The organism is Salmonella sp. NW884 (assembly GCF_051700745.1).
GTDB classification, from domain to species: Bacteria; Pseudomonadota; Gammaproteobacteria; order Enterobacterales; family Enterobacteriaceae; genus Salmonella; species Salmonella enterica.
Map to the genome: position 1 here is coordinate 66,351 of NZ_JAMMDE010000007.1, position 19,118 is coordinate 85,468.

Annotated in this window: 18 protein-coding genes; 6 read left to right on the forward strand and 12 right to left on the reverse strand. The window is 55.0% G+C overall.

The features are described from left to right. Positions 1 to 11: 11 nt before the first annotated feature. From tmcA to dapA, 5 genes are all read right to left on the reverse strand, one after another. A complete protein-coding gene (gene tmcA, locus NA197_RS15870; RefSeq protein WP_064042923.1) occupies positions 12 to 2,030 on the reverse strand; it encodes a tRNA cytosine(34) acetyltransferase TmcA in 2,019 nt (672 codons plus the stop codon). Between the two features lie 15 nt (positions 2,031 to 2,045). Beyond that, entirely contained in the window at positions 2,046 to 2,909 is an 864-nt protein-coding gene (gene ypfJ, locus NA197_RS15875) for a KPN_02809 family neutral zinc metallopeptidase (RefSeq protein WP_001267523.1), read from the reverse strand. A 130-nt stretch (positions 2,910 to 3,039) separates the two neighbouring features. After that, a complete protein-coding gene (gene purC / locus NA197_RS15880) occupies positions 3,040 to 3,753 on the reverse strand; it encodes a phosphoribosylaminoimidazolesuccinocarboxamide synthase (protein ID WP_001171630.1) in 714 nt (237 codons plus the stop codon). Positions 3,754 to 3,927: 174 nt separating this feature from the next. Beyond that, positions 3,928 to 4,962 (reverse strand): outer membrane protein assembly factor BamC, encoded by a 1,035-nt coding sequence (gene bamC / locus NA197_RS15885; RefSeq protein ID WP_064042922.1) that lies wholly within the window; start codon positions 4,960 to 4,962, stop codon positions 3,928 to 3,930. Between the two features lie 16 nt (positions 4,963 to 4,978). Continuing rightward, positions 4,979 to 5,857: a 4-hydroxy-tetrahydrodipicolinate synthase gene (gene dapA, locus NA197_RS15890; protein WP_000494020.1), complete on the reverse strand. Its 879-nt coding sequence runs from the start codon at positions 5,855 to 5,857 to the stop codon at positions 4,979 to 4,981. A gap of 145 nt (positions 5,858 to 6,002) precedes the next feature. Between dapA and NA197_RS15895 the strand changes: the two genes are divergently transcribed. Beyond that, complete coding sequence (locus NA197_RS15895; protein WP_000189061.1) at positions 6,003 to 6,575, forward strand: glycine cleavage system transcriptional repressor; 573 nt, start codon at positions 6,003 to 6,005, stop codon at positions 6,573 to 6,575. Further along, positions 6,575 to 7,045, forward strand: coding sequence for a thioredoxin-dependent thiol peroxidase (gene bcp, locus NA197_RS15900; protein ID WP_001068686.1), 471 nt, complete (start codon positions 6,575 to 6,577; stop codon positions 7,043 to 7,045). The genes NA197_RS15895 and bcp overlap by 1 nt, the downstream gene beginning before the upstream one ends. Before the next feature lie 46 nt (positions 7,046 to 7,091). Here the strand turns inward: bcp and NA197_RS15905 are convergent, their stop codons facing one another. The 4 genes from NA197_RS15905 to NA197_RS15920 form a co-directional block, all read right to left on the reverse strand. Beyond that, on the reverse strand, positions 7,092 to 8,231 hold the full coding sequence (locus NA197_RS15905) for a glycerate kinase (protein WP_000706377.1): 1,140 nt from the start codon (positions 8,229 to 8,231) through the stop codon (positions 7,092 to 7,094). Between the two features lie 5 nt (positions 8,232 to 8,236). Beyond that, positions 8,237 to 9,505 carry a GntP family permease gene (locus tag NA197_RS15910; protein ID WP_000200859.1) on the reverse strand — a complete coding sequence of 423 codons (1,269 nt, stop codon included), beginning with the start codon at positions 9,503 to 9,505 and terminating at the stop codon, positions 8,237 to 8,239. Positions 9,506 to 9,572: 67 nt separating this feature from the next. Beyond that, positions 9,573 to 10,760 (reverse strand): sugar diacid recognition domain-containing protein, encoded by a 1,188-nt coding sequence (locus NA197_RS15915; protein WP_001533732.1) that lies wholly within the window; start codon positions 10,758 to 10,760, stop codon positions 9,573 to 9,575. A gap of 276 nt (positions 10,761 to 11,036) precedes the next feature. Continuing rightward, entirely contained in the window at positions 11,037 to 12,104 is a 1,068-nt protein-coding gene (locus NA197_RS15920) for an AI-2E family transporter (protein WP_000892056.1), read from the reverse strand. A 207-nt stretch (positions 12,105 to 12,311) separates the two neighbouring features. On the opposite strand from NA197_RS15920, the gene bepA reads away from it, so the two are divergent. Continuing rightward, complete coding sequence (bepA, locus tag NA197_RS15925) at positions 12,312 to 13,775, forward strand: beta-barrel assembly-enhancing protease (RefSeq protein ID WP_000489630.1); 1,464 nt, start codon at positions 12,312 to 12,314, stop codon at positions 13,773 to 13,775. Positions 13,776 to 13,814: 39 nt separating this feature from the next. Next, entirely contained in the window at positions 13,815 to 14,174 is a 360-nt protein-coding gene (arsC, locus tag NA197_RS15930) for an arsenate reductase (glutaredoxin) (RefSeq protein ID WP_000132650.1), read from the forward strand. Positions 14,175 to 14,200: 26 nt separating this feature from the next. Here the strand turns inward: arsC and NA197_RS15935 are convergent, their stop codons facing one another. From NA197_RS15935 to upp, 3 genes are all read right to left on the reverse strand, one after another. Continuing rightward, complete coding sequence (locus NA197_RS15935) at positions 14,201 to 14,902, reverse strand: DnaA inactivator Hda (RefSeq protein ID WP_061835882.1); 702 nt, start codon at positions 14,900 to 14,902, stop codon at positions 14,201 to 14,203. A 94-nt stretch (positions 14,903 to 14,996) separates the two neighbouring features. Next, positions 14,997 to 16,286, reverse strand: a complete 1,290-nt coding sequence (gene uraA / locus NA197_RS15940) for a uracil permease (protein WP_000198339.1) — start codon at positions 16,284 to 16,286, stop codon at positions 14,997 to 14,999. A gap of 87 nt (positions 16,287 to 16,373) precedes the next feature. Next, positions 16,374 to 17,000, reverse strand: coding sequence for a uracil phosphoribosyltransferase (gene upp, locus NA197_RS15945; RefSeq protein ID WP_000706208.1), 627 nt, complete (start codon positions 16,998 to 17,000; stop codon positions 16,374 to 16,376). Positions 17,001 to 17,413: 413 nt separating this feature from the next. Between upp and purM the strand changes: the two genes are divergently transcribed. Further along, positions 17,414 to 18,451, forward strand: coding sequence for a phosphoribosylformylglycinamidine cyclo-ligase (gene purM, locus NA197_RS15950; protein WP_000130475.1), 1,038 nt, complete (start codon positions 17,414 to 17,416; stop codon positions 18,449 to 18,451). Continuing rightward, complete coding sequence (gene purN / locus NA197_RS15955; protein ID WP_001028589.1) at positions 18,451 to 19,089, forward strand: phosphoribosylglycinamide formyltransferase; 639 nt, start codon at positions 18,451 to 18,453, stop codon at positions 19,087 to 19,089. The genes purM and purN overlap by 1 nt, the downstream gene beginning before the upstream one ends. The last annotated feature ends 29 nt before the right edge of the window (positions 19,090 to 19,118 follow it).

The following is a 19,118-nucleotide window of genomic DNA, read 5'->3' on the forward strand; positions in this document are numbered from 1 at the left end:
GACAGGCATCGCTATCCGGTATGGTCCCCACCGCCGGGCATTACGTCGCGCAAACGCTGCGTTCGTCCGGCATCCAGCGCAATTAGCGCCTGCGCCGCCTGCGCACGCTGCAACGCCAGCAGAGCTTTACGGCCTGAAATGCGTAGCCGGGCGCACAGTTCGGCATCGCTGGCTTTTTCCTCCAGCCGCCCTCTCAGCGCCGGTAATGGCAATGCGCTGTATTGCAGTAAACGATGCAGGCAACCTAACGATGTCAGTAGCGGGCGGTGCGCGAAAGCAAAGCCGACCAGCTCACGCCAGTCTTCATCATTAAGCGCCTGTTCGTCTAACGCCGCCAGCGGTATCGCCTCGCCGTTCCACTGTGTCAGGATATCCGCATCGCGGCGCAAACGCCGATGTTCCTGTTGCGCCAGCCGTTTTCCCGCGTCGCTCAGCGGCAATAACGCCATCGCCGTATAGCAACCGCTGCTCGCCTCCCGATGGCTGCCCATCCGTACCAGCACAAAGCCGCAGCGTTGCCAGAAGCGCCACAGCTCCGGCGTATAGCCGAAGCTGACGGAAAGATAATCACACTGCGCCGCCTGCTCGCACGCGCAGGCAATCAACTGCTGACCGATGCCTTCGCGCTGACGGGCGGGGTGCACCGCGATACGGCTTACGCGACGCCCGACCAGCGTCGCGGCTAAAGGGTCGCTACCGTGCGCCGCCAGCGACTGCGCCACCAGATTTCCACGCGGACGCCGGAAACCGCACCATACAGCCTGACTGAGCTCTGCGGATAACCCGCCCTCTTCGACCAGCCAGAGGGCGCCCGCCACACGGTTATTCGCCGTAGCCTGCAAGAAATGCTGTCCTGGCGCATCCATCATTCGGCGCAGATCCAACGGCGAAGTACGATAGTGCGCCCCCGACAGTAACTGATACACAGCCCTCGGCAACGCGGGCGTCTTTCCCCAGGCCTGCTGGTAAAATGCCGAGATTGCTATCCCGCCATGCGGCGCCTGCGCAAACGCTTCATCGTCGAATATCAGCGCCTCGCTGACGATATTTTCCAGCGGGCATTCTGGCGCCCAGCGGACAGGCTGACGAAGCGTAAAGCGGTGAAGCTGCGGAAAACGGGCGCAAAACTTAAGTAAAAAACCGCGTCCGGTGCCTTCGTAGCCCTGAACGGTGGTGGTGAGTAGTATGCGGGGAAAGCGCGAAACCAGTTGCAGCAGCAGCGGCGCGGGGATTGCCGCCGCCTCGTCAACCACCAGCCAGTCGGCTCTTGCCCCGCTCGCCAGCAGCGCATCCGGCGCCATAAAGCAGAACCGCTCACCGGCAAACGCTGCCAGGATATCCGTTGCCGTTTTCGCCGGTGCGGTCACGATAGCCGTGCCCGCCATCCGGGAGATGAATTGCCCGGCCAGCGCCGATTTGCCGCGCCCACGGGGGGCAATCACCGTCGCCACGCCGGGCGGCATTTCACGTAAACGCGATAAGATAGCCGCCTGCTCCGGCTGCGGCTCGCCGGTGGCGGGTCGCCAGCATTCACGGGAAGGATAAGATGGCCAGCAAAACGGCTGGCGCTGTCGCCAAAGCAGCGTTTGCGGATCGCGGGAGAAAGTCCGTTTAAGATGCTGTGCAAACTGCGGTGTGGGGATAGGCTGCGCGCAGTCGCTCCAGCGCAGTGAATCGGTATCAGGTCTGCTTTCCCACGTCTCGTACGGCGGCATCAGCAGAAGCAGCCAGCTTCCGGCCTGCAAGGTCCCGCTCAGAGCGGCAAACGCTGCGGCGTCAAAGCCCTGCCAGGCATCAAATATCGCATGACGGAATTCACGGCCCAGCAGCGTTTGTAACGCCTGTGGCGTACAGCGCGGCTGGGCGGGCGCGTCAGGCGCGACCCACAGCCAGTCACCGGGCAATACAGCGCGTATCGCCTCGGCCCGCTCCCGGCACCACGCCGCATCGCCGCTGATGACCAGTAAACGGCGAATGCCTTCCTGTGTCATTTGCGACGTTAACGCCTGTAGCGCATCGATATCAGACATCCCTGCCCCGGTTTATCAAAAGTTTTTGCCAAACGTATTACATTGCGCCGGGTCACCGCTGTCAAATCCACGCTTAAACCAGCTGTAGCGCTGTTCTGAGGTGCCGTGGGTAAAACTATCCGGCACGACGCGCCCCTGCCCCTGTTGCTGTAAGCGATCGTCGCCGATAGCCTGTGCGGCATTGAGCGCCTCTTCCAGATCGCCCGCCTCCAGTACACCTTGCTGCTGCATACTGTGTCCCCACACGCCGGCAAAGCAATCCGCCTGTAGCTCCATGCGCACCGAAAGGCGATTCACCTCCGTTTGCGACGCGTTTTGCTGTAACTGGCGTACTTTAGGCTCAATACCTAACAGTTTTTGTACGTGGTGGCCGACTTCGTGGGCGATGACATAACCCTGAGCAAAATCACCGTCCGCGCCCAGCTTATTTTTCATATCATCGTAAAATGAGAGATCGATATAGACGGTGCCGTCCGCCGGGCAGTAAAACGGCCCCATCACGGACTGACCCGCACCACAGCCGGTGCGCGTCATACCACGGTACATCACCAGTTTTGGCTGCTGATAGCCGCGCCCCATTTTTTGAAAGAGTTGCCCCCAGGTATCTTCGGTCGTCGCCAGAATCACCGAGGTAAATTTTGCCGCTTCATCATCATTGGGGCTTATCGAACGCGTCGACTGCTGCTGCGAAACCGGCTGACCGGTCAACAGACCGGTTAAATCCACCCCATAGTACCCTGCGACCAACACCACCACCAACAGAATGATGCCGCCTTTTCCGCGCGGAAGACGAAAGCCTGGGCCACCCAGCGAGGGGCCGCCTGGCCGATTACGTCTGTCCTCTACATTGTTACTTTCACGACGCCCTTGCCAGCGCATAATCACCTCATTCTCTCTTTGTTATACAGATGATCGTAGGCGGTCAGGCGCAGGATTACCACAGGTAAACGCTATCAGAATGAGGAAAGGATGATACCGGAGAGCGGTTGCCCTCCGGTCAGAAGCGGAATTAATCTAATTTCACGCCCAGTCGATGCGCGACGGCTTCATAGGCTTCAATCAGACCGCCCAGGCTCTGGCGGAAGCGGTCTTTGTCCATTTTGTCCAGCGTCTCTTTATCCCACAGGCGGCTACCGTCCGGCGAAAACTCATCGCCCAGCACCACTTCGCCTTTATACAGGCCAAACTCCAGCTTGAAATCCACCAGGATAAGACCCGCGTCATCAAACAGTTTTTTCAGTACGTCGTTGGCTTTGTAGGTTAGCTCTTTCATACGCGCCAGATTTTCCTGACTTACCCAACCGAACGTTTCACAGTAGGAACTATTCACCATCGGGTCGTGCAGCGCGTCGTTTTTCAGGAACAGATCGAATATCGGCGGGTTAAGCTCCATGCCTTCTTCCACGCCCAGACGCTTGACCAACGACCCAGCCGCACGGTTGCGCACCACACATTCAACCGGCACCATCTCCAGCTTCTTCACCAGACACTCGGTATCAGACAGCAAACGTTCCATCTGGGTCGGGATGCCCGCCTCGGCCAGTTTGGTCATAATGAAATGGTTGAATTTGTTATTTACCATGCCCTTGCGATCAAACTGTTCAATGCGCGCGCCATCCCCTGCTGACGTATCATTGCGGAATTCGAGCACCAACAGGTCCGGGTTTTCCGTGCTGTATACGGTTTTCGCTTTACCACGATACAACTCAGCTTGCTTTTGCATCTTTAACACTCCTGGGTGTGAATTAACGATAAGTATTCATTTCCTGCTACGCCTGCCGGAGACGTCGGCCTGTAATTGTGGTGCGAAATAGCGGTTAAATCGCGTTTTTGTACCGACGCACACGTTTGCGTATCTTATCAGAAAAAAGGGCCGGATTACTCCAGCCCTGTTAAATTACTTGTTGAACGCTGCCTGGAAGACGGCAACCAGCGCGTCGTTCTGGCTTTGCGTCAGAGTATGCCCCTTAGGATCGATAAACTGCAAGCTGCTGCGGTTATCTAAATCGCCGACCTGCAATTTATAGTCTCCGGATGCCAGGCCCGGGTCGCTAGCGCCCAGATCCCGCCAGTCGCTGTCAGACAACGGTTTGTACGTTACCGCTATGCTGCCCTGAGAGCGAGTGCTGTCGGTGACTTTCATGCCCACTTTTTCCAGCGCGGCCGGGAGGCGTTGCCACACGAGGTTGAACGGACCGCGAACGACCAGCATAGGTAAACCGGTATCATCAGCGGCGCTCTGCACATCCATCGTTGCGGCGGAACGGTTCTGCGCGGCATTTGCCGCATCCGTAGCGGTCTTATCCAGACCGGCGGAAATGACGTTCATCATTTCCGTGCTATAGCGCTGCAGCGACGCCGCGTCAGCGACCGGCTTGCCAGCCTGTTCCAGATTAACCAGTTTTACCGTTACCGCCTGCTGATAGCCCTGCGGCTTCACCGAGATTTGATAACGTCCACGATACTGTTCGTCTTCATCCAGGCGGTTCCAGTTCACCCAATCGGTCGTCAGGGTCTGGCTGGCATCGTCACGTTTTTCAATCGGATAATTTTTCGCCTGAATCACGCTGACGACTTGCGGCCACAGCGTGCTGCTACGGCCATTTTCCACCAATAGCGTAGCGGTATCGCCAGAGAACTGGGTACGCGCGCCGCTCACTAACGCTAACGGCTGCGCCGGCGGACGGATATCCAACGCCTTACCAACCGCGCCGCTCCCCTTCGTGACCGGAATAACGTAGTCGCCGGTCGTTATCGGCAGGATCATTCCTGCCGGGGCGTGAAGTTCAGCAAGCGGCGCGGCATCCAGATAGGATTCATCGCCGCTTACCTGGCGCTTGTAGCGCGAATCGGAACTACAGGCAGCGAGCAGCAAAACAAGCGAAACACCCGCAACCTTCGCCAGGCGCGACTTTTGTACTGAGTAAGCCATCAAATCTCCCTAAACTTTACAGCAGGCCAGCATGCTGAAGCGCTGCTTTGACGATGTCACGACCATGGTCCGTGATAGGCGTCATTGGCAGGCGCAGCGTGTCGGTCGCCACAAGACCCAATGCCTTACATGCCCATTTCACCGGGATAGGATTGGGTTCGACAAATAGTTTGTTGTGTAACGGCATCAGACGCTGGTTGATAGCGCGCGCCTCGGCAAATTGCCCTTCCGCCGCCAGTTTGCACATGTCAGCCATCTCGCGCGCCGCTACGTTAGCCGTAACGGAAATCACGCCATGACCACCCAGTTGCATAAAGTCCAGCGCGGACGCGTCATCGCCGCTAAGCAGAATAAAATCGTCTGAAACCAGCTCTTTGATCTGGTGAACGCGGGTTAAGTTCCCTGTCGCCTCTTTGATAGCGATAATATTTTTTATTTCCGCCAGACGACCCACGGTTTCCGGCAACATGTCGCAACCGGTACGGGACGGCACATTATACAGAATTTGCGGCAAGTCAGTGTGTTCCGCGATGGCTTTGAAATGCTGGAACAAACCTTCCTGCGTGGGGCGATTGTAGTACGGCGTTACCGTCAGGCAGCCAACAATGCCGCTATCGTTAAAACGCTGCGTCAGGCTAATCGCTTCCGCGGTCGCGTTTGCGCCCGTGCCAGCGATAACCGGAATACGTCCGTCAGCCAGTTCCAGCGTCATCATCACGACATCGCCATGTTCATCATGGCTTAGCGTGGCAGACTCGCCGGTGGTGCCAACCGAAACAATCGCCGAGGTACCGTTGGCGACATGATAATCAATGAGTTTTTTCAGGCAAGACCTACTGACGTTACCTTTCTCATCCATCGGCGTAACAAGCGCGACAATACTTCCCGTGAACATGGGCCATCCTCTGTGCAAACAAGTCCCTCAATGGTACGTTTGGTATGGCAATAAAAGCAAGCGACCAAAGCCGTTCTGATTGTTGTATGCAGGTTTTTTTTATGGTTTCCTTAAGATTACCTCACCGCTCAAAGGAATAACTGGTTTGACACCGTCATCACAACACTATTTGGTTATCACTGCGCTGGGCGCCGACAGGCCCGGTATTGTGAATACCATTACTCGCCATGTCAGCAGTTGCGGCTGTAATATCGAAGACAGCCGACTGGCGATGCTGGGCGATGAATTCACGTTTATTATGCTGTTGTCCGGCACGTGGAACGCGATTACCTTGATTGAATCGACATTGCCGTTAAAAGGCGCGGAGCTGGATCTGCTGATTGTGATGAAACGGACGTCCGACCGCCCCCGCCCGGCAATGCCCGCGACGGTATGGGTTCAGGTTGAGGTCGCCGACTCCCCGCATTTAATTGAGCGATTCACCGCGCTGTTTAATAGTCATGAAATGAATATTGCGGAGCTGGTCTCCCGCACGCAGCCGGCTGAAGGTGATAAAGCTGCGCAATTATTTATTCAAATCACCGCACATAGCCCGGCGTCGCAAAATTCCGCAAATATTGAGCAAGCCTTTAAAGCACTATGTACAGAACTCAATGCGCAAGGCAGTATAAACGTCGTCAATTACTCACAACATGATGAACAGGATGGAGTTAAGTAATGAATCCACTGAAAGCCGGTGATATCGCACCGAAATTTAGCTTGCCGGATCAAGACGGGGAACAAGTAAATTTGACCGACTTCCAGGGACAGCGCGTTCTGGTTTATTTCTACCCAAAAGCCATGACACCCGGCTGTACCGTGCAGGCCTGCGGCTTACGCGATAACATGGACGAGCTCAAAAAAGCAGGCGTGGACGTGCTGGGCATCAGCACCGATAAACCTGAAAAACTCTCCCGTTTCGCTGAAAAAGAGCTGCTGAACTTTACCCTTTTGTCCGATGAAAACCATCAGGTGTGTGAACAGTTCGGCGTCTGGGGCGAAAAGTCGTTTATGGGCAAAACGTATGACGGCATTCACCGCATCAGCTTTTTGATTGACGCTGATGGTAAGATTGAACACGTCTTTAATGATTTTAAAACCAGCAATCACCATGATGTGGTGCTGAACTGGCTGAAAGAAAACGCGTAAAAGCCTCAGGCCGCGCTGATGTGCGGCCTGGAAAGGGAATGCGCCGTCAGGCTTGCCGCGCCAGACGCCATATCGCCGCCACATTGCGCGCCGACAGGCTCAGGTTATATTCCGCCTCGTGTAAGGCTTCCGGCAGCGTAACGATATGCGACAAAATCGACAGCGCCGCATCGATACCCTGCTGATACACAACGTGATGATCGTGCTGCAGCCCACCGGCGAGCGCGATAACCGGTTTATGATACCGCTTCGCCACTCTGGCGACGCCAATCGGCGTCTTGCCGCAAATACTTTGGCTGTCCAGCCGCCCTTCTCCGGTAATCACCAGATCGGCATCTTTAACCGCCTGCTCAAGCTGTAGCGTTTCCACGACAATCTCTACGCCGGCGCGTAATTCCGCATTGAGCAATCCTAAAAGCGCGGCGCCCATTCCACCTGCCGCGCCCGCGCCGGGAGCATTAATCACCTCACGCCCCGTAGCCTGATAAATATGTCGGCCCCAGTTTTCCAGCGCCGCGTCCAGGGTGTTCACCATTTCCGCTGTCGCCCCTTTTTGTGGGCCAAAGATGGCCGATGCGCCCTGGGGACCACACAACGGATTGTTGACATCACACGCCACGGTTATCGATACCTTACGCAGCAATGGGTGACAACCGGACAAATCGATAGACGCCAGCGCCGCCAGCGCCTCGCCGCCCGGAGAAAGCGAGCGCCCCTGTTTATCGCGCAATATAACGCCAAGCGCCTGCATCATCCCCGCACCGCCGTCATTCGTCGCACTGCCGCCAATTCCCAGAATAATACGCTTTACGCCACGCTCCAGCGCCGCGACGATTAACTCGCCGGTGCCGTAGCTGGTGGTATTAAGCGGGTTGCGCAATTCAGGCGAAACGTGATGCAGTCCGGATGCCGCCGCCATTTCAATCACGGCGGTATCGCTATCGCCCAGCATTCCCCAGCGCGCGGCCACCGGTTGCCCAAGCGGGCCTTGTACCCACTGGTCAACATAACGCCCGCCGCTGGCCTCCACCATTGATTGTACGGTTCCTTCCCCGCCATCCGCCATGGGCACTTTAACGTAGTCGGCGTCAGGATAAATTTCGCGGAACCCCTTTTCTATCGCCTCAGCGACCGCCATTGCGGACAAACTTTCTTTAAATGAATCAGGAGCAATAACAATTTTCATAGGGATTATCCTGCAAAACCAAAGAAACCGAACATCAGAGTAGAAATAAAGGTAATGGCTAACCCCACCAGCGTTTCATACGGCATTAGCTTTAAACGTTCATGAATTTGCATATTGACGCTGCCGCCCGTCGCGTGGAAAAAGCTGCCGTGCGGCAGATGGTCCAGCACCGTGGCGCCCGCATGGATCATAGCGGCTCCCGCCAGGGCGGAAACGCCAAGTTCAAGTAACGTGGGAGAGAAAACGCCGGACGCCACCGCCGTTCCCGCCGTGGTTGAGGCCGTCGCCATTGACATCATGGCGCCAGACACGGGCGCCAGCAGCCAGGACGGCAATCCCGAAGCGGTGAGGCCATGAATCAGGACATCTTTAAGTTCGGAATTAGCGATAATGCCGGCCAGTGTACCGGTTCCCAGCAACATAATAGCGACAGGCGCCATACGCATCAGACCGGCGACCATGTACTGGTTACAGTGGCGCGCGCGTCCCATCAACAGCAGACCGACCAATCCCCCTACGGGCAGGGCAATTAACGGGTCAATGGAAATGCCGGCAAACGGACGGAGAGAAAGCAGGAAAATAGCGACCAGCGGCGCGCTAATCGCCACCAGAAAACCGGGTCTGGCGACGGAGTCATCATGGTGAGTCACTTCATGATCGGCGACGCCCGCGCCTTTATTATTCAGCCGTTTCGCTAACAGATAGGCGATAATAAGCCCAACGATGCCCGGAACCACGCCCGCCAGCATAATAGAGGTAAGAGGAACATGAAACGCATCGGAGGCGGCAATAGCGTTCGGGTTGGGTGACATCACGTTACCCGCTTTGCCGCCGCCGACCATCGCCAGCAGAATAGCGCTTTTTGACAGGCCTGCATTACGCGCAATCGACAGCGCAATCGGCGCGACGGTAATCACCGCCACATCAATAAATACGCCGACGGCGGTCAGACATAGTGTGGCAATGGCTAATGCCAATAACGCCCGGGTTTCCCCCACTTTGCGGACAATCGTCTCAGCAATCGTATTCGCCGCCCCGGACTCAATTAATACGCCCGCCAGTACGCCTGCGGCCAGAATACGCAATACAGCATTAACGATGCCCTGCGCGCCTGACACCATCAGCGACACGGTTTGCAGAAGATCGGCGCCGCCAATCAAACCGCCGACCAGCGCGCCCGCCATCATGCCGTAGGCTGGCGACACTTTTCTTAAAATTAATACGATGGCCACAACCAATGCGGCAATGGCTCCCAGGGTGGATATCGACGTCATATACTGCGCCTCCTTTAACATGGAGCGCGCAGTATGGAAAAACCCGCCTAAAAATCCGCTGGAGCTTTCAACAAATTTCGATTCGACCTGGCAGCGGTAACTTGTCGGACGGTACAGATTCGGCCTGGAGCTCCATACCGATATAAAGCCAAAGCGTACTTTTTAACTCGTTGATTTTTATGTGCGTAATATCCTCACAGCGCTGTAAGCGATAGCGCAATGTATTCACATGAATATGCAATGCTTTGGCTGTTTGCGTCAGGTCACAATTATGTTCAAACCAGGTCCGCAGCGTCTGTTGCAATACGCCTTTCGCGTCATGTTGCGCCAGTTGCAGCCACAGACGCGATAACTCCTGCACTTGCCAACTTTCAGACAGCCCGCTTAGCAGCGCGGGAAGCGCGTGGTCATGATAAAAAATGTACTGGCTGCGCAGCTTTTGTCTTTTCGCCATCGCCTGCGTGGCTCTCGCAGTGAGCAAAGATCGGTGCAATCCCGTCTCGCCGGCAAAATAACCCCCAACCAAAATACGGCTAAAGCCCGATGATGCAGCCCATGATTTAAAAATCTGCAATTCGCCCATTTCCTGGCGGGTATTCCACTTTCCCTCTTTTAACGTGATAGGCTTAATAATGATTAATTCATTAAATTCGGTAAACGTCACCAAATGGTTGCGCGCGTGATTCTCGAAATAATCCATTACATTGCGCAACGCTTCGCGATCCGGCTGGGAAAGTTCAATAATCAGCACCACTCTGGGAACCGCCAGATCAATACCCAGATAGGCCGCCATGGAGCGCAACGACTCTGTTGAATTTTCTCGCAAAATCAATTGGTTGATCAGCTCTTCGCGATAGCGTTTATCCCACTGTCGCTGTTCGATCAGCACCATATGCTCGATCACCAGCTCCGCCGCCATTTTAACCAGCTCGGCATACGCGCGAACCTCCTCCGGTTCGCCGGTAATGCCGACCACGCCGATAAGCTGTTCATGAAAAGAGATGGGAAGATTAATGCCGGATCGCACGCCTTTTAGCTGATTGGCAGTAGCGGAATCAATTTCTACAATACGGTTTTCCTTCAGCGCCAGAATGGCCCCTTCGTGACGCTGGCGAAGCCGCGAAGGTTCGCCAGACGCGATAATGACGCCATGCTCATCCATGACGTTTACCGAGTAAGGAATAATTTTCATGGCTCGCTGTACAATTTGCCGCGCGGTATACCCTTTCAAGTAATGTTTTCTCAACACACTCATTCCCTGTTTCGTTATCGCTTCACATTAAAAAAACAATCTCGCATCAATGATGTCACTTATTAACGAATTTCTCAGAAGAATGCTTAGGCTAAGTCACCAAATTTTGGCGGCTTTACAGCGAGAATTTTGTAGGTTCCAACAATAAAAATGCCGCAACACGGTGCGGCATTAAAAAAAAGAGCGGCTTTCTAAGCGCTTGTCCCTCATCAGGCGTGCGCAAAATGGCGGCAGGGCACTATGATGTCGTTCACGCTTTACAACTTTTGTACAGACCGCTCAGGATGAGGCATCCGTCACCTGACCATCCGGCCAGGCATGGACAACGGCTTTAATCAGCGTCGCCAATGGAATGGCGAAAAACACTCCCCAGAAACCCCACAGACCGCCGAAAATCACCACTGAGAGAATAATCACCAGCGGATGCAAATTCACCGCTTCGGAGAAAAGTACCGGTACCAGCAGATTGCCATCCAACGCCTGAATAATCAGATAAACGGCAAAACAGCTCCAGAATTCCGTCCCCAGGCCAAACTGAAACAGCGCGACGCCCACCACCGGAATTGTCACCACAAAGGCGCCGATATAGGGGATCAGGACCGAAAAGCCCACCAGTACCGCCAACAGTAGCGAATAGTTGAGGCCAAACAGCAAAAAGCCCAGCCAGGTCGCTACGCCCACCACCACCATCTCCAGCACTTTTCCGCGGATATAGTTGGTGATCTGCTGATTCATCTCATTCCACACCTGCCCCGCCAGCCCGCGATTACGCGGCAGCACGCGGCGCACGGCATTCAGCATCTGCTCTTTATCTTTTACCAGGAAAAAGACCATCAGCGGCACCAGCACCAGATATACCGCCAGCGTCAGTAGCCCGACTAACGAAGCCAGCGAATACTTCACCACCGAATCGCCCATGTTAAGCATCCGGGTACGCATGTTTTCCGCCATCGCATCAATAATGCCCGCATCCATCAGCGCCGGATAGCGTCGCGGCAAGGTCGCGGCGAAATCGGACAGTTTATTCAGCATACCGGGCATATCACGAATCAGGTAAATACCCTGCTGCCAGGCAATCGGCATCACCACAAACGCCATTAATAACAGAATGCCGACAAAGAGGATAAGGACAATGGAGGCTGCCCAGCGCCGAGAACAGCCAATCGCCTGCAGGCGCGCCGTCGGCCACTCCAGCAGGTAGGCCAGTACGATTGCGACCAGCAGCGGCGCTAACAGGCCGCTAAAGAAAAAGAGGATGCTAAAACCAGCCACCAGAATGACCAGCAAGGCAATCGCCTCCGGGTCGCTGAAGCGACGGCGATACCATTGCATTAACATTTCGAGCATAAAACCCTTCCCAGAACTCAACTGCGGGATTGTGATGCCGAATTGTATCGAAATGTCACAAAAAAGACTTCGCTTTTTATCGTTGATTCAGGAAACTAAAATAGTGAGTCTGTGCTCATCACAGTTACACTTATGAAGTGTCGGAGCGTGGAACGATATTTCACGACGTTGGTCAAAGGGCTATCTCAAAACAACAGGATAGAGGTTATGTTCAGGCAGTTGAAAAAAAACCTGGTGGCAACCCTCATTGCAGCATTGGCTCTCGGTCAGGTCGCGCCCGCATTTGCCGACCCTGCCGACACGCTGCCCGATATGGGAACCTCGGCAGGAAGCACGCTTTCTATTGGACAAGAGATGCAAATGGGCGACTTTTATGTGCGCCAGCTACGCGGCAGCGCGCCGTTAATCAACGATCCGCTGCTGGTGCAATACATTAACGCGCTGGGGATGCGTCTGGTCTCGCACGCCGACTCCGTCAAAACGCCCTTCCATTTTTTCTTGATCAATAATGACGAAATCAACGCGTTCGCGTTCTTTGGCGGCAATGTGGTGCTGCACTCGGCGCTTTTTCGCTACGCGGATAACGAAAGCCAGCTAGCTTCAGTCATGGCGCATGAAATTTCCCACGTTACGCAGCGCCATCTGGCGCGCGCGATGGAAGATCAAAAGCGCAGCGCGCCGCTTACCTGGGTGGGCGCGCTGGGTTCCATTTTGCTGGCCATGGCCAGCCCACAGGCCGGTATGGCGGCGCTAACCGGTACTCTGGCGGGAACGCGCCAGGGAATGATAAGTTTCACCCAGCAAAATGAGCAAGAAGCCGACCGTATTGGTATTCAGGTACTGCAACGCGCCGGATTTGACCCACAGGCGATGCCCTCTTTCCTCGAAAAACTGCTCGACCAGGCGCGTTACTCCACGCGCCCGCCTGAAATTTTGCTCACTCACCCCTTACCGGAAAGCCGCCTTGCGGATGCCCGCAACCGTGCCAACCAGATGCGCCCGGTCGTGGTGCAATCTTCCGCCGACTTTTATTTCGCCAAAGCGCGCGCCCTGGGAATGTACAATTCCGGACGTAACCAGCTCACCAGCGACCTGCTGGATCAATGGTCTAAAGGCAACGTGCGTCAGCAACATGCGGCGCAATATGGCCGGGCGTTGCAGGCGATGGAAGCGAGCAAGTACGATGAAGCGCGCAAAACGTTGCAGCCGCTATTAAGCGCGGAACCGAATAATGCCTGGTATCTTGACCTCGCCACCGATATTGACCTGGGGCAGAAAAGAGCCAACGACGCGATTAATCGCCTGAAAAATGCCCGCGATCTGCGCGTTAATCCTGTGCTGCAGTTAAACCTCGCCAATGCGTACCTCCAGGGAGGCCAGCCAAAAGCGGCGGAAACCATTCTGAATCGCTACACCTTTAGCCATAAAGATGACGGTAACGGCTGGGATCTGCTTGCTCAGGCCGAAGCCGCGCTGAACAACCGCGATCAGGAGCTGGCGGCGCGCGCTGAAAGTTATGCGCTGGCGGGACGACTGGATCAGGCAATTTCACTGCTCAGTAGCGCCAGCGCCCAGGCAAAACTGGGTAGTCAGCAACAGGCGCGTTACGATGCGCGTATCGACCAGTTGCGCCAGTTACAGGAACGCTTCAAGCCATACACGAAAATGTAATCGCCGTTTATTAGCCGGATGGCGTCACAAGGAGAACTCATGACCGACACGATTAAAATCTACCATAACCCGCGCTGCTCGAAGAGCCGCGACACGCTGAACCTGCTGAAATCTAACGGCGTGGAACCGGAAGTGGTGCTTTATCTGGATACGCCCGCCGACGCCGCCACCGTGCGGGAACTGCTGCGTATGTTGGGCATGTCCAGCGCGCGCGAACTGATGCGCCAGAAAGAAGATCTCTATAAAACGCTTCACCTGGCGGATAGCCAGCTAAGTGAAGAGGCGTTAATCCAGGCGCTGGTTGAACACCCTAAACTGATGGAGCGCCCCATTGTGGTGGCAAATGGTCAGGCGCGCATTGGCCGACCGCCTGAGCAGGTGCTGGACATCCTCGGTTAACCGTTGAACGCCGCCGTCGCGGCGTATTACAGTTTCAGGATCTCTTTGACAAACGGGATCGTCAGTTTTCGCTGGGCAGTGATCGACGCATGATCGAGCTGATCCAGCGTCATAAACAGCGTGCGCATTTCGCGATCAAGACGTTTGAGTAAAAACCGCCCGACATCTTCCGGCAGTTCAAACCCCCGTAACCGGGCGCGCAACTGTAGCGCCTGAAGTTTGTCTTCATCGGAAAGAGGCTGGAGTTTATAGATTTGCCCCCAGTCCAGACGGGAAGCGAGATCGGGCAAGCCCAGATTTAACTGTCTTGGCGGACGATCGCCGGTGATCAATAACCGCGTCTTACCGGACTCCAGAATGCGGTTATAGAGATCAAAGATCGCCATCTCCCACAGTTCATCGCCAGCGACGCACTCAATGTTATCAATACACACCAGCGAGAGGTGTTCCATACCGTCGAGCACTTCCGGCACGAACCAGGTACGTTTATCGAGCGGGACGTAGCCTACCGCATCTCCACGCTGCGACAGTTCAGCGCAGGCGGCGTGCAGTAAATGGCTGCGGCCCGCGCCTTCACGCGCCCAAAGGTAGATATATCCACTATGTTCCTGGCGCAACACGTTTTGTAACGCGGCCAGTAGAGAGGCGTTATCCCCCGGCCAGAAACTTGCGAAAGTTTCGTCGTCAGGAAGATAAAGTGGCAAAGAGAGCTGTGCCGGTGTGTTCAGAGATACCTCAACCCAGGATGACATAAAATCGCGCTGAGTTTACCACATAATTCCCGTGAGATAGAACCGGGCAGCATCGCTGCCCGGCAACCCGTTACTGATGCGGAGGCTCCGCATCATTTGCCTCCAGAACCACTTCTTCCGGACGCAACAGGCTAATCAGTTTAAAAATCAGGCTCAGGCCAATCCCGACGATGGTCGCCAGCGCCATCCCTTTCAATTCTGCCGCGCCGATATGCACTTTCGCGCCGCTCACGCCGATGATCAAAATCACCGAGGTGAGGATCAGGTTTTGCGCTTTGTTGTAATCGACTTTCGATTCGATCAAGACGCGAATCCCCGACGCGCCGATGACGCCGTACAACAGCAGCGAGACGCCGCCCATCACGGGTAACGGGATAATCTGAATCGCCGCCGCCAGTTTGCCGACGCAGGAAAGCAGAATGGCGAAAATCGCCGCGCCGCCGATAACCCAGGTACTGTAAACGCGGGTGATCGCCATGACGCCAATATTTTCCCCATAAGTGGTATTCGGCGTGGAGCCGAAGAAACCGGAAATGATCGTCGACAGTCCGTTAGCGAACATCGAGCGGTGCAAACCGGGATCGCGCACTAAATCTTTTTTGACGATATTCGCCGTCACCACCAGATGACCGACATGCTCGGCAATCACGACCAACGCCGCGGGCAGAATCGTCAGGATCGCGAACCATTCAAAACGCGGCGTATAGAAGGTCGGCAGCGCAAACCAGTGTGCCTGGGCAATCGGCGTGGTATCGACCACCCCCAGCGCGAATGACAGCGCATAGCCCGCCAGCACGCCGATCAAAATCGGAATGATCGCCAGGAAACCGCGAAACAGTACGGAGCCGAACACCGTCACCGCCAGCGTGACCATGGAGATAATAATTGTTTTCGTGTCCGGCGACTGCCCTTGCGCAGGCAGTAATCCGGCCATCCCCGCCGCGACGCCAGCCAGCTCCAGACCGATGACGGCAACGATTGCGCCCATTGCCGCAGGCGGGAACATCACATCCAGCCAGCCGGTGCCCGCTTTTTTAACGATGAAAGAGACCAGACAGAACAACACGCCGCACATAATAAAACCGCCCAGCGCCACTTCATAACCCAGCGGCAACAACAGTAATACCGGGGAAATAAAGGCAAAGCTCGATCCGAGGTAGGCAGGAATTTTACCTTTGCAGATAAAGAGATACAGCAACGTTCCGATACCGTTAAACAGCAGCACCGTCGCGGGATTGATATGAAACAGAACTGGCACCAGCACAGTCGCGCCAAACATGGCGAAAAGGTGCTGTAAACTAAGCGGGATTGTCTGTAAAAGCGGCGGTCTTTCACTCACCCCGATAGCACGGCGCGTCATAGTGTTTTCCTCTAAGTGTGTTTGTTATGAGTTGTTTTATTCAAAAAAAAGCCGACTCTTAAAGTCGGCTTTTAATTATTTATTCACTTATTTGGTACCAAAAATCTTATCGCCGGCATCGCCAAGCCCCGGAATAATGTATCCGTGCTCGTTAAGCCCCTGATCGATAGAGGCGGTGTACAGTTCAACGTCCGGGTGCGCTTTTTCCAGCGCCGCAATGCCTTCCGGCGCGGCGACCAGCACCAGCACCTTAATGCTGCTACAGCCGGCTTTTTTCAGCAGGTCGATGGTCGCGATGACAGAACCGCCGGTCGCCAGCATCGGGTCGACGATCAGCGCCATGCGCTCATCAATGTTCGATACCAGTTTCTGGAAATAAGGTACTGGCTCAAGCGTCTCTTCGTTACGGTACATCCCGACTACGCTGATACGCGCGCTCGGTACATTTTCCAGAACGCCTTCCATCATGCCCAGACCCGCGCGCAGAATCGGCACAACGGTAATTTTTTTACCTTTGATCTGGTCGATTTCCACCGGGCCATTCCAGCCTTCGATGGTGACTTTTTCCGTTTCCAGGTCGGCTGTCGCTTCATACGTCAGCAGGCTGCCTACTTCTGAGGCGAGTTCACGAAAGCGTTTAGTGCTAATGTCGTTTTCACGCATCAGACCCAGCTTGTGTTTGACGAGTGGGTGTTTGACTTCCACGATCTTCATACTCTTCTCCTATCCTCAGATGACTGGCAACCACAAAAAAAATCGCCGGATTATACCGCTTTTCCTCTCTGACGCAACACAATGTATGCTTGACCTGGATCAACCAAAAGCGCTGATAGTGGAAAAGTGAGTATAAATCACTCACGTTGAAACAGGCGATAAAGGCTAACAACCGTTTGAATCTTAGCAATTTTAAGGATGAATGGCCTGTCCCGACCGCCTGTCGTAAACCAAGTGCTGGATATCCTTTTCTTTTTTACCAACAGGGAAATTTTCAAGCAGCGACCGAAACCATGCCAAAAAAATCGTCCGGATATCCAGGGCGCAGACCACGCTCGCAAACGTTTGCTTTCCCTGTTAGAATTGCGCCGAATTTAACTTTTACCGCAAGAAAAAACGTGGGGAACCAGGCAGTGACCGATAAGACCTCTCTTAGCTATAAAGATGCCGGCGTCGATATTGATGCGGGTAACGCTCTGGTTGATCGAATCAAAGGCGTAGTGAAGAAAACTCGCCGCCCGGAGGTTATGGGCGGTCTGGGCGGTTTCGGTGCGCTGTGCGCGTTGCCGCAAAAATATCGTGAACCGGTACTGGTTTCCGGCACTGACGGCGTAGGCACCAAACTTCGCCTGGCGATGGACTTAAAGCGTCACGACGCTATCGGTATTGATCTGGTGGCGATGTGCGTAAACGATCTGGTCGTTCAGGGCGCGGAACCGCTGTTTTTCCTCGATTACTATGCCACGGGTAAACTGGATGTCGATACCGCCGCCAGCGTGATCAACGGTATTGCCGAAGGCTGCCTGCAATCCGGCTGCGCGCTGGTCGGCGGCGAGACGGCGGAAATGCCGGGCATGTATCACGGCGAAGATTACGATGTGGCGGGTTTCTGCGTCGGCGTAGTCGAAAAATCAGAAATCATCGACGGCTCCCGGGTTGCCGAAGGCGACGTGCTGATTGCGCTCGGCTCCAGCGGCCCGCACTCGAATGGATATTCGCTGGTGCGGAAAATTATTGACGTTAGCGGCTGCGACCCACAAACCACTTTGCTGGAAGGGAAGCCGCTGGCCGATCATCTGCTTGAACCGACCCGTATCTACGTAAAATCGGTTCTGGAACTGATTGAAAACATCGATGTACACGCTATCGCCCATCTCACCGGCGGCGGCTTTTGGGAAAATATTCCGCGCGTTCTGCCGGAGAATACCCAGGCGGTAATTAATGAGTCGTCATGGCAGTGGCCCGCCATCTTTACCTGGCTGCAAACCGCCGGTAATGTCAGCCGACATGAAATGTACCGTACCTTTAACTGCGGCGTCGGCATGGTGATTGCGCTCTCCGCTCCGGAAGCGGACAAAGCGCTTGCTCTGCTAAACGAGAAAGGTGAAAACGCATGGAAAATCGGTATCATCAAAGCCTCTGATTCCGAACAGCGTGTGGTTATTGAATAATGAATATTGTGGTGCTGATTTCCGGCAATGGAAGCAATTTACAGGCGATTATCGATGCCTGCGAAGCGAAGAAAATTAAAGGTACCCTCAGGGCAGTATTCAGCAATAAGGCCGACGCGTTCGGCCTTGAACGCGCCAGAGAAGCCGGCATTCCGGCGCAAGCGCTGACTGCCGATCGGTTTGACAGCCGCGACGCCTTCGATCGCGAGTTGATTCGCAAGATAGACGCGTATGCGCCCGATGTGGTCGTGCTGGCCGGTTTTATGCGTATTCTGAGTCCGATGTTTGTCGCGCATTACTACGGGCGTCTGCTGAACATTCACCCTTCCCTGCTGCCAAAATATCCGGGGTTGCATACCCATCGCCAGGCGCTGGAAAACGGCGATGAGGAGCACGGTACCTCGGTACATTTCGTGACAGACGAACTCGACGGCGGCCCGGTCATTCTCCAGGCGAAGGTGCCGGTTTTTGCCGACGACAGCGAAGATGATATCACCGCACGCGTACAAACTCAGGAACATGCGATTTATCCGCTGGTGATTAGCTGGTTTGCGCAGGGGCGTCTAAAGATGCGCGATAACGCCGCCTGGCTGGACGGGCGTCGTCTGCCGCCGCAAGGTTATGCGTCTGACGAATAATACGTCATCGAACAGGACTGCGTCTGCTT